This window comes from Pseudomonas sp. TJI-51 (assembly GCF_000190455.2).
Classification (GTDB): domain Bacteria; phylum Pseudomonadota; class Gammaproteobacteria; order Pseudomonadales; family Pseudomonadaceae; genus Aquipseudomonas; species Aquipseudomonas juntendi.
The window spans coordinates 1-12,058 of the sequence record NZ_AEWE02000185.1; the positions used below are offsets into that span (position 1 = coordinate 1).

Sequence of the window (12,058 nt, forward strand, 5' to 3'; positions counted from 1 at the left end):
GGCTTGCCAGCGACAGGGCCAGTACAGGAAAGCTGAAACCTGTCAGGCCGAGGCAAACCGCTCATCCAGGTAGGCAATGATGGCCTTGGACTCATACATCCAGGTCACCTTGCCCGCTTCTTCAATGCGCAGGCACGGCACTTTCACCCGGCCGCCACCTTCTTGCAGGGCCTGGCGGTGCGCCGAGTCGTTCTTGGCATCACGCAGCGCCACCGGTACGTTAAGGCGGTGCAGGGTGCGGCGGGTCTTGACGCAGAACGGGCAGGCATGGAACTGGTACAGCGCCAGGCCCTTGGCCGCCTGGTCGACGCGGGCCTGGGCGGCGGCGTCGCGCTTGCGCTTGGCCGGGCGGCTGATCCAGTCTGCAAACACGATGACTTGGCCGAGGCCAACCCGCAGGGCTTTGACGATCATGGGCAACTCCTGAAATGCAAAAGCCGACCTGCAAGGGGTCGGCTCGGGGTCTGCAGCCAATTACTTGATCAGGCTGAGGAACTCGCTGCGGGTGGCGGCGTTGTCGCGGAATTCGCCCAGCATCACCGAGGTGATCATGGTCGAGTTCTGTTTTTCCACACCGCGCATCATCATGCACATGTGCTTGGCTTCGATCACCACGGCCACGCCGGCGGCACCGGTAACCTGCAGGATGGCCTCGGCCACCTGGCGGCTGAGGTTTTCCTGAATTTGCAGGCGGCGGGCGAACATGTCGACGATGCGCGCGACCTTCGACAGGCCCAGCACCTTGCCTTTGGGCAGGTAGGCCACGTGCGCCTTGCCGATGAACGGCAGCATGTGGTGTTCGCACATCGAATACAGCTCGATGTCCCGGACCAGTACCATTTCGCTGTTGTCAGAGCTGAACAACGCGTTGTTGGTCACTTCTTCCAGTGTTTGCTCATAACCGCGGCAAAGGTACTTCATCGCCTTTGCAGCCCGCTTGGGCGTGTCGAGCAGGCCCTCGCGGGAGACGTCCTCGCCAAGCTGGCTGAGGATCTCGGTGTAGTTCTGTTCCAGGGACATGGATCTACCTTGGGAAAAAATCGCAAAAACGAAGGTTACGGCGGCGCGCGCGGCGCTGCAAGCGCGGCGTTACTCGTCGCGGCCTTCGAGCATGGTTCGCTTGAGCATCACATACACGGCACCGGTGCCGCCGTGGCGGGCACTGCACGAGGCAAAGCCGAGCACCTGCGGGTGCTGGCGCAGCCAGGTGTTGACGTGGCTTTTGATCATCGGCCGCTTGCCGTCCAGGCGCGCAGCCTTGCCATGGGTCACGCGCACGCAGCGCACTTCCAGCTTGGTGGCTTCGGCGATGAAGGCCCACAAGGTTTCGCGGGCCTTCTCCACGGTCATGCCGTGCAGGTCGAGGCTGCCCTCGAACGGGATCTGCCCCAGTTTCAGCTTGCGCAGCTGGGTTTCCTGCACGCCGTCGCGGCGCCACATCAGTTCGTCTTCGGCGCCCACGTCGATCACGAACTGGTCAGACATACCGTCGATGACCAGCGCCTTGTCACTGCGAACGGTCGCCGCCTGGCGCAGGCCGGCCAGCTGCTGGCGGTCGGCCTTGGGCTTGCCGACTTCGGCGCGGTCGTGGCGGATCGGCTTTACGCCGCGCACTTCGGCCTTGAACAGGGAAAAATCGTCGTCTTGCATGGTGCCTCCACGTGGGCGGCGTAGTTTACGCGACTGTGGGGGCTTTATGCAGCCAATACAAAACCCTCAATCATGCTTCTTCATCAGGTGCGGCGACAGGTTCAGCTCACGCCCGCGCCGCAGGCGAATGCGGCTGCGCCGCCACAAGCGCACGCCCAGCCACAGCAGCAGCAAACCAGCCACGGTAACGATGCTGGACAACGCCTTGTTGGCGTTGAGTTCCTGCAGGGCAGGGTAGTTGCCGAGCAAGCCGGCGATGCCGGCCATGGCCAGCAGTACGCCCAGGGTCGCCAGCAGGGCGGACAGCCCGGCCGCCAGGCGGGCGCCCCAGTTACGCGGTTGGCGCGGGCGCAGGCGCTTGGCGTCGAAACTGCCTTTGAGCTTCATTCCGCTCTCCTCTGTGGATATCCGGAATTCGACCTGCCGCCGCCCCTTGGGTTCCGCCCGGCAGCCGGGCGGTCGTGCCAAGGCCTCAGATCAGGCTGGCGGTTGGGGCCACGCAAGCGAAGTTGTCGGCCATCACGGCCATTTCACACTGGTGGATCTGCGCGGCCGGTATGACCCCGTCCTTGAACGCCAGGTCGCGGGTCGCCGAAGCGTCTTCTACCAGTGTGCACCGGTAACCATAGTCTTTGGCGCGGCGCACGGTGGTGCTGACGCTGGAATGGCTCATGAAACCGCACACGATCAGGTCCAGGTGCCCCAGCTCCTGCAGCGTTTCGTGCAGCTTGGTGTTCTTGAAGGCATTGGGCATACGTTTTTCGATGACGATTTCGCCCTCCAGCGGCTCCAGCCCTGGAATGAACTGGCCAGCGGGCCCCTGTGGGTCGAAACGGCCACCCACCGTGCCCAGGTGGCGAACATGGATGATCGGACGGCCGCTTTTGCGCGCGGCGTCGAGCAACCTGGCGATGTTGGCCACGGCCTCGTCCATGCCCGACAATTGCAGGGGCCCACTGAGGTACTCCTTTTGCGCATCGATGATGATCAGGCTGGCGTGGCTCAGCTTGGCCGGCGGGTAATCGCGGCCAGTGAGGCGGAACATCGTGGTTGGAACGGACATCAAGGGCTCCTTGGTAGGGCTTTTGTGCACCTATTCTCCCCTGCATTGGCGCCAATGGGAATGGTTGACAACGCAAGTGGCATGGTTACTGGCCTGTGGCTAGCCCGGCAACCATGCGATGGAACAAATCTGTGCCCCAGGCTGTTAGACTTTTGTCCGTTCTGAATTAGGAGTACCCCGTGATCACATCCCGCCTGCGCACCCTGCGCGACTACATCCGCTGGGCAGTCAGCCGCTTCCATGAGCATGACCTGTTCTTCGGTCATGGTGCCGACAATGCCTGGGACGAAGCCCGTCTGCTGGTGCTGGGTGCGGTGCACCTGCCATGGGAGGTGGCCGACAGCTACCTGGACTGCATGCTCGAAGACGACGAGCGGGTGCGCCTGCAGCACCTGCTCAAGCGCCGTATCGAAGAGCGCGTGCCAACTGCCTACCTGTTGGGCGAGGCCTGGTTCTGCGGCATGTCGTTCATTGTCGACGAGCGCGTGCTGGTGCCGCGCTCACCCATTGGCGAGCTGATCGAAAAGCGCTTCGAGCCGTGGTTGGCCAACGAGCCGGCACGCATTCTGGACCTGTGCACCGGTTCGGGCTGCATCGGCATCGTCGCCGCCGACGTGTTCCCCGAGGCCGAAGTGGTGCTGGCCGACCTGTCGTTCCAGGCCCTTGAAGTGGCCAACCAGAACATCGAGCGCCATGGCCTGGACGCCCGTGTGTACACCGTGCAGGGCGACGGTTTTGCCGGCTTGCCCGGGCAGCGCTTCGACCTGATCCTGTCCAACCCGCCGTATGTCGACGCCGAAGACTTCGACGACATGCCGGCCGAGTACCACCACGAGCCGGAGCTGGGCCTGGCCTGTGGCAATGATGGCCTGGACCTGGTGCGGCGCATGCTGGCCGAAGCGGCCGACCACCTCACCGAAAAAGGCTTGCTGATTGTCGAAGTGGGCAACAGCCAGGTGCATGTGGAGGCGCTGTACCCCGAGGTGGACTTTGCCTGGCTGGAGTTCGAGCGCGGCGGGCATGGGGTGTTCATGCTGACCGCTGAGCAGTGCCGCCAGCACCAGGAGCTGTTCAAGGGCCGCGTCTGATTCCGAACGGGGCTGCTTTGCAGCCCATTCGCGGGCATGCCCGCCGGTTTATCACCGGTCCTTGTGGGGGCGGGCAAGCCCGCGAAACAGGCAACGCGGTCTTAACGGGTTGCGATCCAGATCAGCAGCCCCGCCTGAAACACCGCAAACGCCACCAGGCACGTAATGGTAAAGCGCAGCCCGCCATCTTCACGCTGGTACTTGGCCACCCGCTCATCACGCTCGCGCAGCTGTGCGTCTTTTTCCTGCAACTGCTGGTCTGCCTGCTGCAGCAAGCTGGCCGCATCAAGGATAGCCACCCGTTGCAGCCGTTCATTGCTCCAGGCTGCTTTCAACTGCCCCACAGGCATTTCCACGGTGCGGCCCTTCAGATGCTGGGCGTCTTCGTACTCCACCTCGATGCCCACCCCACGCAGGCAGTGGTCACGGCGCAGGCGTGAGTCTTCGTTCAGCGCGTCCTTGTTCGGCAAGGGCATGCCCTCGACCTGGTAATGCGACCATTTGCGCTGCAACCACTGCGCGGCCTGGGCCAGCAGGAAGCGGCCGATGCCGCGGTTGACCGGCTCCAGCTGCAAGCCCTGGGCGTTGCCGATACGTACCCGGCGTTCGGCATGGTCCACGCGGATGTCCAGGCGGTTCTGTTCCTTGTGTACCTTCTGCCCAGGCAACTGGATCTCCATGCGCAGCAGGCTGTGGGCCTTGTCATGGCGCTCGGCATAGCCGAACTGCACAAAGCGCAGCGGCCGGGCGCCGGTGCTGCGGTCGGTGGGCAGCGCGGCCAGGCGCAATAGCTGGAAGTGTTCGACCGGCAGGTCGGCCCAGGGCTGGGCGGGGTTGTCCTGGGGCTCTTCGGCCGGCTCTGCGGCGGCGGGGGCAATGGTCATCGGGGCTGGTCCTCGGCTATGCCTGCTGTATCGGCAGGCAGGCCGCATACCTGAGGCCGTTGCCTCAGGCCGAAGGCAAATGCTGGATGAAGGTCACGATTCGCTCACCCAGTTCGCGGGCCAGGGGCAACTCAGGGTTGAGGTAGCTGTCGCGTTGCTGGCTCATGTCTTTGGGGCTGATACGCAGCATGTGGTTCATGCCGTCGATAAACACCAACTGCGCATCCGGCTTGGCTGCCTTGAGCCGTTCGGCGTCGGCCACGTCCACCTGCACATCGTTGCGCCCCTGCACGATCAGCGCCGGCATCGGCAGGCGGGCGAAGGCCGCGGCGGGGTTTTGCCGGAACAGGGTAATCAGGTAGGGCTGCACACTAGGGCGGAACACCTGGCGCAGCGGTGCCGGCACGTCCAGGCTGGTTTGCCCGGCCTGCAGGCGGTTGAGCAGGGCGCTGCCACCGGCCAGTTGCGCCGGCGGCAGGCGCTGGGCCAGCTGCTCGCGCAATACGTCGGCCATTGGCCGGCCGCTGCCGGCCAGGGTAATCACGGCGCTGGCCCCGGCCTGTTCGGCGGCCAGGCTGGCAATCAGCGCACCTTCACTGTGGCCGATCAGGATCAGCTGGCCAAAGCGCGGGTCGGCCTTGAGCTTGTGGCTCCAGGCGACCACGTCGGCCACATAGCGCTCCACGCTCAGGTCCCGCTCATCGGGTGCGGCAGGCAGGCTGGCAGCCACGCCACGCTTGTCGTAGCGCACGCTGGCAATGTGTTCGTTGGCCAGCAGCAGGGCCAGGCGCTTGAGGTTGTCGACCCTGCCCGAGGCCGGGTTGTTGCCGTCACGGTCGGTAGGGCCAGAGCCGGCAATGATCAGCACCACCGGCGGCGGTGGGGCTTGCTGCGGCAGCAGCAAACTGCCGTGCAGCACGCCCTGGCCGGTGTCGAGGTCGATGGGGCGTTGCAGCACGGTGGGGGCGGCGGCCTGGGCCAGGCCGGTACACAGCAAGAGGAACAAGGCGACAAGGCGCGACATAATGCGGTACTACATGGGGAGATGTGGGTTTGACCCAATGTTTTGGGGAAGGTTCTGGGGGGCTTGGCAGGTTTGGCCTCTTCGCGGGCATGCCCGCTCCCACAGGGTGATATCTGTGGGAGCGGGCGTGCCCGCGAAAGGGCCAGCACAGGCGATCAAACCATCTGTATACTGCCGCTTTCGTCCATTTCAGGCAGATCTCGCGGAGCGTCCATGTCCGGCAATACCTACGGCAAGCTGTTCACTGTCACCACCGCTGGCGAAAGCCACGGCCCGGCGTTGGTCGCCATTGTCGACGGGTGCCCACCGGGCCTGGAAATTTCCCTCGCCGACCTGCAGCACGACCTGGACCGGCGCAAGCCCGGCACCAGCCGGCACACCACCCAGCGCCAGGAGGCCGACGAGGTGGAGATTCTGTCCGGCGTATTCGAAGGGCGCACCACCGGTTGCTCGATCGGCCTGTTGATCCGCAACACAGACCAGAAGTCCAAGGACTACTCCGCTATCAAGGACCTGTTCCGCCCGGCCCACGCCGACTACACCTACCACCACAAGTACGGCCTGCGCGATTACCGCGGCGGCGGCCGCAGCTCGGCCCGCGAAACCGCCATGCGCGTGGCCGCCGGTGCCATCGCCAAGAAGTTCCTGGCCAGCCAGGGCATCACCGTGCGCGGCTACATGAGCCAGCTGGGGCCGATCGAAATCCCGTTCAAGACCTGGGAATCGGTGGAGCAGAACGCCTTCTTCAGCCCCGACCCAGACAAGGTGCCGGAGCTGGAGGCGTACATGGACCAACTGCGCCGGGACCAGGATTCGGTGGGCGCCAAGATCACCGTGGTTGCCGAAGGCGTGATGCCTGGCCTGGGCGAGCCGATTTTCGACCGCCTCGACGCCGAACTGGCCCACGCGCTGATGAGCATCAACGCGGTCAAGGGCGTTGAAATCGGCGCCGGTTTCGCCAGCGTGGCCCAGCGGGGCACCGAGCACCGTGACGAGCTGACCCCTGAAGGCTTCCTCAGCAACAATGCCGGCGGCATTCTGGGTGGCATTTCCTCGGGGCAGCCCATCGTGGCCCACCTGGCGCTGAAGCCGACGTCCAGCATCACCACCCCGGGGCGTTCCATCGACGTGGATGGCAACCCGGTCGAGGTGATCACCAAGGGCCGCCACGACCCGTGCGTGGGTATTCGTGCCACGCCGATCGCCGAAGCGATGATGGCCATTGCCCTGATGGACCACCTGCTGCGCCACCGTGCACAAAATGCCGATGTGCAGGTGACTACCCCGGTGCTGGGCCAGCGCTGATCTGCCTGCACCGGCCCCATCGCTGGCAAGCCAGCTCCCACAGGGTCACCACAAACCAGAACATTGTGGGCCACCTGTGGGAGATTCTAGGGTTTCTGGCAAGGCTAGCCGCAGTATCCTCACAGGCGCTGCATATCTTCTGACAAACACCTGTCAGCCCTGATGCGATACCTGTGGGAGCTGGCTTGCCAGCGATAGGGCCGCTACAGGCCCCCAACAAGGCCACCCCATGCAACCCATCCCTTACTGGCGCCTGTCCAGCTTCTACCTGTTCTATTTCGCCCTGCTCGGTTCCACCGCGCCGTTCCTGGCCCTGTACTTCGACCACTTGGGCTTCAGCCCGGCGCGCATCGGCGAGCTGGTGGCCATCCCTATGCTGATGCGCTGCATTGCCCCCAACCTGTGGGGCTGGCTGGGCGACCGCAGTGGTCAGCGCCTGCTGATCGTGCGCCTGGGTGCGCTGTGCACGCTGGCCAGCTTCTCCCTGGTGTTCTTCGGCAAAAGCTACGCCTGGCTGGCGCTGGTAATGGCCCTGCATGCGTTCTTCTGGCACGCGGTACTGCCGCAGTTCGAGGTCATCACCCTGGCCCACCTGCATGGGCAAACGGCACGCTACAGCCAGGTGCGCCTGTGGGGCTCGATCGGCTTCATCCTCACCGTGGTGGGGTTGGGCCGTGTATTCGAGTGGCTGAGCCTGGACATCTACCCGCTGGCGCTGGTCATCATCATGGGCGGTATCGTCGCCGCCAGCCTTTGGGTGCCCAATGCCCAGCCGGTGGAGCAGGGCGAGCGCAGCGCTGCCGGCGGCTTCCTGCGCCAACTGCGAGCGCCCGGGGTCATTGCCTTCTATGCCTGCGTGGCGCTGATGCAGCTCAGCCACGGCCCGTACTACACCTTTCTTACCCTGCACCTGGAACACCTGGGCTACAGCCGTGGCGCCATCGGTTTGCTGTGGGCACTGGGGGTGGTGGCCGAGGTGTTGATGTTCATGTGCATGAGCCGCCTGTTCGCCCGTTTCAGCGTGCAACGTGTGTTGCTGGCCAGTTTCCTGCTGGCCGGCGTGCGCTGGCTGCTGTTGGGCAATTTGGCGGCCGAGCCGGCGGTGCTGGTTTTCGCCCAACTGCTGCATGCGGCCACGTTCGGCTGTTTCCACGCCGCCAGCATCGCGTTCGTGCAGGCCAGCTTCGGCGCTCGCCAGCAGGGCCAGGGCCAGGCTTTCTACGCCGCGCTGTCGGGTACCGGCGGCGCGTTGGGGGCTTTGTATTCGGGTTACAGCTGGAAACTGCTGGGGCCCAGCTTCACCTTTGGTATGGCCAGTGCCGCAGCCTTGGCTGCAGCCGTTATCATTGGCCTTTGTTCGCAACCGACCAGGACCCGCCCCTGATGAGCATTCTCAGCGTTTTCCACACCGCCAGCCCGGCATTGCCGCACAAAGTGTTGACCCACCACGATGACATCGCCGCAACCCTGGCTGAACACGGCGTGCGTTTCGAGCATGCCGAACCTGGTGTGCGGGTGCGCCCAGGCACTGCGCAGGACGAGGTTTTGGCGGCGTGCCGCGCGTACCTGGACCAGCTGATGACCGCGCAGGGCAGCAAGGCATTCGTACTGCTCAACCGTGACGCCCAGGACCTGGCGCAGGTTGATGTGCGCGATGAACACGTGCATGACGCCGACGAGGTTTTCGCCGTAATCAGCGGGCGCGCGCAAGTGGGGCTGCGGGTGGGCGAGTGGGTGTATTCGGTGTTGTGCGAGAAAGGCGATCAATTGCACGTGCCGGCTGGCACGCGGCGCTGGGTGGAGCTGGGTGAGGCGCCGTTCTGCCTGGCCTTGCGTTTGTATGGCAGCGAGCAGGGCGCGCAGGCGAGGTTTACCGGGGATGTGAGTGCGCGGGCATTTCTGGGCATTGACGAGTTGTAATGCCTGCACCGGACTTTTTGTGGGAGCGGGCATGCCCGCGAACACCGGCGTAGCCGGTGCCAGCCATGTCACTGGATTCTTCGCGGGCACGCCCGCTCCCACACAAGTTCCCCGCTCGACTACGCAGACCCTAGGCTGTGTTATCTCCACAGCATTCAGCGGTAGGTGGGCAAGGCAAACCGTTGCTGGCTCTGCAACATCGAGATCACCGGCAGTTCACTGGCCTGTTCAGCCAGGTCCCGGCGGATGGCACTGATGGCCCACGACAGCTGCTCGGCGCTGTGCAATTGCCCATAGGTCAGTACGCGTCGAGTCACTTTGCCATCAGCCGCACGCAGGGTCAGCAGGACGCCGCCGTCCGGGCGAGCCTGGGTGGTCACTTCGTAGGCCGAAAATACCGAGACGAATTTTTGCTGAATAAGGTCCATAGCAACTCCTGGCTGTTGTGTGGCAGACATGAGTAGGTAGTTGCAGTGACCGTGCCAGAATCTGAATTCATGGAAAGTCCTTTAAATTCAGTGGCTTGCGATGCTTTTGCAGAAGCGCTTCCGTGCAGCTTGCAAGGTCGTGCATTTTGCACAGTGCAATTTGCACGAAGCGGGCGTTGGCTATCGGCGCAATAGAATATGAACCTTTGACCGTAATTGCGTGCCTGACAAACACTTGGGCAATCATTTACGCAAGGAGGTTCCCGATGACCAGCCAAGCCGCACACGCCACCATGACCGATGACGAAACCGCAGCCTTTGCCGAGCAGGTGTTCGAACGAGCCCGCCAGGGCGATGCCGAGATGCTCGAGCGCTTGCTCGCCAGCGGCCTGCCGGCCAACCTGCGTAACCACAAAGGGGACACCCTGGTCATGCTGGCCAGCTACCACGGTCACCATGACGCAGTGCGTGTGCTGCTGGCCCACGGCGCCGACCCGCTGATTGCCAACGACAACGGCCAGTTGCCGATAGCCGGTGCCGCCTTCAAGGGTGACCTGGCAATGATCCGCCTGTTGCTCGAGCACGGCGTGCCGGTAGACGCAGCGGCCCAGGATGGGCGCACGGCGCTGATGCTGGCGGCCATGTTCAACCGCTGCGAGATCCTTGATTACCTGTTGGCCGAGGGCGCCGACCCGGCGCGCCAGGACGCCCGCGGGGCCACCGCGCTGATGGCCGCGCGCACCATGGGCGCGGTGGATACGGCAGCACGCCTGCAAATGCAGGCCGGCTAACGACCTGGGGGCATTTGCGGCTATCCTTGGCGACTTTCACCCGCCGCAGGCCCCCCTCATGAAAACTCAGTTGCTCGAATTCATCAGCCTCATTGGTGCTGGCTGCATGCGCGAGGCCGACATCGAGCGCATCGCCGACGAGGCCGCTCAGGCTTACGCCGACCCGGCCGCGTTCCTCGCCGCCAACCCTGATATCAACTACGACGACACCTTCCCGATCCCGCTGGGCGAATGGGTGGTGCTGGGCAGCCTGCCGGACACCGTGGTGTTCCAGGCCGACAGCTACCAGGCGCTGTTCCAGCAGATCAGCGACTCGTTCGACAACAGCGTGCCGTTCACCCTCAAGCCCAAACAACTGGCCCGCACCGAGCCGCTGACTGCCTTGAACCGCATTCAGGTGCAGATGGGCGCGCTGAACAAGGAGGCCGGCGGTTATGTGCTGCTGAACTTCAGCCAATTGCTGGATGACGAGCTGCAGATGGTGATGGTGGGCCAGCACGACCTGGCGCGGGTGCTGGAACTGGGCGCGGAGCTGGGAATCAAGGTCGAGCCAGCCCTTGAAGCGCTGAAAGTTGCCGTGCATGCCTGAGGGCCTGTACAGCCAACCCAAAACTTCAGCCCAGCGCGGTATCCAGAAACATCATGACGGCAAACCCACCCATCAACCCCAGGGTCGCCGCCGTCTGGTGCCCGTTGCGGTGTGTTTCGGGAATCACTTCGTGGCTGACCACGAAGATCATCGCCCCCGCCGCCAGGCCCATGCTGATGGGGTAGGCGAGGGCGAAGCCGGTCGAGATGCCGAGCCCGATCACCGCCCCCAGCGGTTCCATCAGCCCCGAACCAATGGCCACCAGCGCAGCCTTGAAGTTCGACAAGCCGGTAGCGCGCAAGGCCAGCGCCACGGCCAGGCCTTCGGGAATATCCTGGATGGCAATGGCGCTGGTCAGCGGCAGGCCGATGTTCAGGTCGCCGTTGGCAAAGCTCACGCCAATCGCCATGCCCTCTGGCAGGTTGTGCAAGGTGATCGCCAGCACGAACAGCCACACCCGGTTGATGCGCTCGGCATCGGGGCCACACGGGCCGGTGCTTTCATGCTCGTGCGGGGTGAAGCGGTCCAGGCCCAGCATCAGTAGCACGCCCAGGCCCATGCCCAGCACCACGGTGAACGCCGCCGCCGGGCCGCTGCCGGTGATTTCGCGGGCGGCGTCCAGCCCCGGCAGAATCAGCGAAAACGAACTGGCTGCCAGCATCATGCCGGCGGCGAAGCCCAGCATCACGTCCTGGGTGCGTGCGCTCACATCGCGCAGCACCACCGCCAGCACTGCCCCCAGTGCCGTGGCGCCGAACCCCGACAACCCGCCCAGCAGCGCCAGGTGCAGGTTGTCGGCATGGTCGCCGTTCACCGCGTTCCAGAAGCTGGCCGCCAGCAATGCACAAACCGCCAGCAGGCTCAGCGCCAGCCCGGCGCTGAGCCACGGGGCATTCACGACCTGTTGGCGCCAGGCGTTGCGCAACGAGGGTGGGGTAGGGCTTTGCGGCTGTGCGACGGGCATGCGGACCTCGGTTCAATGGCTGCTGGCAGTTTACTCAGGGCCCTGCCGCCACCGCCAAGGATTCCCTTCTATTGCCGTGATAGCTGACTATGCTGTGCAGCACAGCCTTTGAAAGGGAGTCAAAGCATGGGGTCGACATTCAACAGCCTGGTTGGGCTGATCATTCTGGCGCTGGATATCTGGGCCATCCTCAACGTGATCAAGAGCGGCAGCGAGGTGGGCAGCAAGGTGTTGTGGATTCTGCTGATCGCACTGCTGCCCGTGGTGGGGCTGGTGATCTGGGCCATCGCCGGGCCGCGGGGGAATGTGCGGATCTGAATGCCTGTGCTGGCCCTATCGCCGGCAAGCCGGC

16 protein-coding genes are annotated in these 12,058 nt (G+C 64.3%); 7 read left to right on the forward strand and 9 right to left on the reverse strand.

Features of this window, described 5'->3' with window-relative positions:
* Positions 1 to 42 precede the first annotated feature (42 nt).
* The 5 genes from G1E_RS26585 to G1E_RS26605 form a co-directional block, all read right to left on the reverse strand.
* Complete coding sequence (locus G1E_RS26585; RefSeq protein ID WP_009683233.1) at positions 43 to 414, reverse strand: glutaredoxin; 372 nt, start codon at positions 412 to 414, stop codon at positions 43 to 45.
* A 60-nt stretch (positions 415 to 474) separates the two neighbouring features.
* Complete coding sequence (gene folE / locus G1E_RS26590) at positions 475 to 1,020, reverse strand: GTP cyclohydrolase I FolE (protein WP_009683234.1); 546 nt, start codon at positions 1,018 to 1,020, stop codon at positions 475 to 477.
* Between the two features lie 69 nt (positions 1,021 to 1,089).
* The gene (locus G1E_RS26595) at positions 1,090 to 1,650 is read right to left on the reverse strand and encodes a Smr/MutS family protein (RefSeq protein WP_009683235.1); all 561 of its coding nucleotides are present in this window, start codon (positions 1,648 to 1,650) and stop codon (positions 1,090 to 1,092) included.
* Positions 1,651 to 1,716: 66 nt separating this feature from the next.
* Positions 1,717 to 2,037 carry a hypothetical protein gene (locus G1E_RS26600; RefSeq protein ID WP_009683236.1) on the reverse strand — a complete coding sequence of 107 codons (321 nt, stop codon included), beginning with the start codon at positions 2,035 to 2,037 and terminating at the stop codon, positions 1,717 to 1,719.
* A gap of 85 nt (positions 2,038 to 2,122) precedes the next feature.
* Entirely contained in the window at positions 2,123 to 2,713 is a 591-nt protein-coding gene (locus G1E_RS26605; RefSeq protein WP_009683237.1) for a cysteine hydrolase family protein, read from the reverse strand.
* A gap of 179 nt (positions 2,714 to 2,892) precedes the next feature.
* On the opposite strand from G1E_RS26605, the gene prmB reads away from it, so the two are divergent.
* Positions 2,893 to 3,801, forward strand: a complete 909-nt coding sequence (gene prmB / locus G1E_RS26610; protein ID WP_009683238.1) for a 50S ribosomal protein L3 N(5)-glutamine methyltransferase — start codon at positions 2,893 to 2,895, stop codon at positions 3,799 to 3,801.
* A 101-nt stretch (positions 3,802 to 3,902) separates the two neighbouring features.
* Here prmB and G1E_RS26615 read toward each other — a convergent pair whose 3' ends face one another.
* Both G1E_RS26615 and G1E_RS26620 read right to left on the reverse strand, forming a co-directional pair.
* Complete coding sequence (locus tag G1E_RS26615) at positions 3,903 to 4,685, reverse strand: hypothetical protein (RefSeq protein WP_009683239.1); 783 nt, start codon at positions 4,683 to 4,685, stop codon at positions 3,903 to 3,905.
* A 64-nt stretch (positions 4,686 to 4,749) separates the two neighbouring features.
* Positions 4,750 to 5,712 (reverse strand): alpha/beta hydrolase, encoded by a 963-nt coding sequence (locus G1E_RS26620; protein WP_047150281.1) that lies wholly within the window; start codon positions 5,710 to 5,712, stop codon positions 4,750 to 4,752.
* A gap of 210 nt (positions 5,713 to 5,922) precedes the next feature.
* On the opposite strand from G1E_RS26620, the gene aroC reads away from it, so the two are divergent.
* From aroC to G1E_RS26635, 3 genes are all read left to right on the forward strand, one after another.
* Positions 5,923 to 7,014 (forward strand): chorismate synthase, encoded by a 1,092-nt coding sequence (gene aroC, locus G1E_RS26625; protein ID WP_029887408.1) that lies wholly within the window; start codon positions 5,923 to 5,925, stop codon positions 7,012 to 7,014.
* Positions 7,015 to 7,243: 229 nt separating this feature from the next.
* Positions 7,244 to 8,398 carry an MFS transporter gene (locus G1E_RS26630; protein ID WP_029886888.1) on the forward strand — a complete coding sequence of 385 codons (1,155 nt, stop codon included), beginning with the start codon at positions 7,244 to 7,246 and terminating at the stop codon, positions 8,396 to 8,398.
* Positions 8,398 to 8,934, forward strand: coding sequence for an oxidase (locus G1E_RS26635; RefSeq protein ID WP_009683245.1), 537 nt, complete (start codon positions 8,398 to 8,400; stop codon positions 8,932 to 8,934). Before G1E_RS26630 ends, G1E_RS26635 begins: the two co-directional genes overlap by 1 nt.
* A gap of 155 nt (positions 8,935 to 9,089) precedes the next feature.
* On the opposite strand, the gene G1E_RS26640 is transcribed toward G1E_RS26635, so the two are convergent.
* Positions 9,090 to 9,362, reverse strand: a complete 273-nt coding sequence (locus G1E_RS26640) for a DUF3509 domain-containing protein (RefSeq protein ID WP_009683246.1) — start codon at positions 9,360 to 9,362, stop codon at positions 9,090 to 9,092.
* Between the two features lie 266 nt (positions 9,363 to 9,628).
* Between G1E_RS26640 and G1E_RS26645 the strand changes: the two genes are divergently transcribed.
* Positions 9,629 to 10,153, forward strand: coding sequence for an ankyrin repeat domain-containing protein (locus G1E_RS26645; RefSeq protein WP_009683247.1), 525 nt, complete (start codon positions 9,629 to 9,631; stop codon positions 10,151 to 10,153).
* A 58-nt stretch (positions 10,154 to 10,211) separates the two neighbouring features.
* Entirely contained in the window at positions 10,212 to 10,742 is a 531-nt protein-coding gene (locus G1E_RS26650; RefSeq protein ID WP_009683248.1) for a hypothetical protein, read from the forward strand.
* Between the two features lie 25 nt (positions 10,743 to 10,767).
* Here the strand turns inward: G1E_RS26650 and G1E_RS26655 are convergent, their stop codons facing one another.
* Positions 10,768 to 11,706, reverse strand: coding sequence for a ZIP family metal transporter (locus tag G1E_RS26655; RefSeq protein ID WP_009683249.1), 939 nt, complete (start codon positions 11,704 to 11,706; stop codon positions 10,768 to 10,770).
* Between the two features lie 126 nt (positions 11,707 to 11,832).
* Here G1E_RS26655 and G1E_RS26660 point away from each other — a divergent pair, with 126 nt between their 5' ends.
* On the forward strand, positions 11,833 to 12,024 hold the full coding sequence (locus G1E_RS26660) for a PLDc N-terminal domain-containing protein (protein WP_009683250.1): 192 nt from the start codon (positions 11,833 to 11,835) through the stop codon (positions 12,022 to 12,024).
* The last annotated feature ends 34 nt before the right edge of the window (positions 12,025 to 12,058 follow it).

Bases quoted from the DNA above. Each gene is read 5' to 3' on its own strand.
- G1E_RS26585 (WP_009683233.1), bottom strand. From the start codon at position 414: ATGATCGTCAAAGCCCTGCGGGTTGGCCTCGGCCAAGTCATCGTGTTT.
- folE (WP_009683234.1), bottom strand. From the start codon at position 1,020: ATGTCCCTGGAACAGAACTACACCGAGATCCTCAGCCAGCTTGGCGAG.
- G1E_RS26595 (WP_009683235.1), bottom strand. From the start codon at position 1,650: ATGCAAGACGACGATTTTTCCCTGTTCAAGGCCGAAGTGCGCGGCGTA.
- G1E_RS26600 (WP_009683236.1), bottom strand. From the start codon at position 2,037: ATGAAGCTCAAAGGCAGTTTCGACGCCAAGCGCCTGCGCCCGCGCCAA.
- G1E_RS26605 (WP_009683237.1), bottom strand. From the start codon at position 2,713: ATGTCCGTTCCAACCACGATGTTCCGCCTCACTGGCCGCGATTACCCG.
- G1E_RS26615 (WP_009683239.1), bottom strand. From the start codon at position 4,685: ATGACCATTGCCCCCGCCGCCGCAGAGCCGGCCGAAGAGCCCCAGGAC.
- aroC (WP_029887408.1), top strand. From the start codon at position 5,923: ATGTCCGGCAATACCTACGGCAAGCTGTTCACTGTCACCACCGCTGGC.
- G1E_RS26630 (WP_029886888.1), top strand. From the start codon at position 7,244: ATGCAACCCATCCCTTACTGGCGCCTGTCCAGCTTCTACCTGTTCTAT.
- G1E_RS26635 (WP_009683245.1), top strand. From the start codon at position 8,398: ATGAGCATTCTCAGCGTTTTCCACACCGCCAGCCCGGCATTGCCGCAC.
- G1E_RS26640 (WP_009683246.1), bottom strand. From the start codon at position 9,362: ATGGACCTTATTCAGCAAAAATTCGTCTCGGTATTTTCGGCCTACGAA.
- G1E_RS26645 (WP_009683247.1), top strand. From the start codon at position 9,629: ATGACCAGCCAAGCCGCACACGCCACCATGACCGATGACGAAACCGCA.
- G1E_RS26650 (WP_009683248.1), top strand. From the start codon at position 10,212: ATGAAAACTCAGTTGCTCGAATTCATCAGCCTCATTGGTGCTGGCTGC.
- G1E_RS26655 (WP_009683249.1), bottom strand. From the start codon at position 11,706: ATGCCCGTCGCACAGCCGCAAAGCCCTACCCCACCCTCGTTGCGCAAC.
- G1E_RS26660 (WP_009683250.1), top strand. From the start codon at position 11,833: ATGGGGTCGACATTCAACAGCCTGGTTGGGCTGATCATTCTGGCGCTG.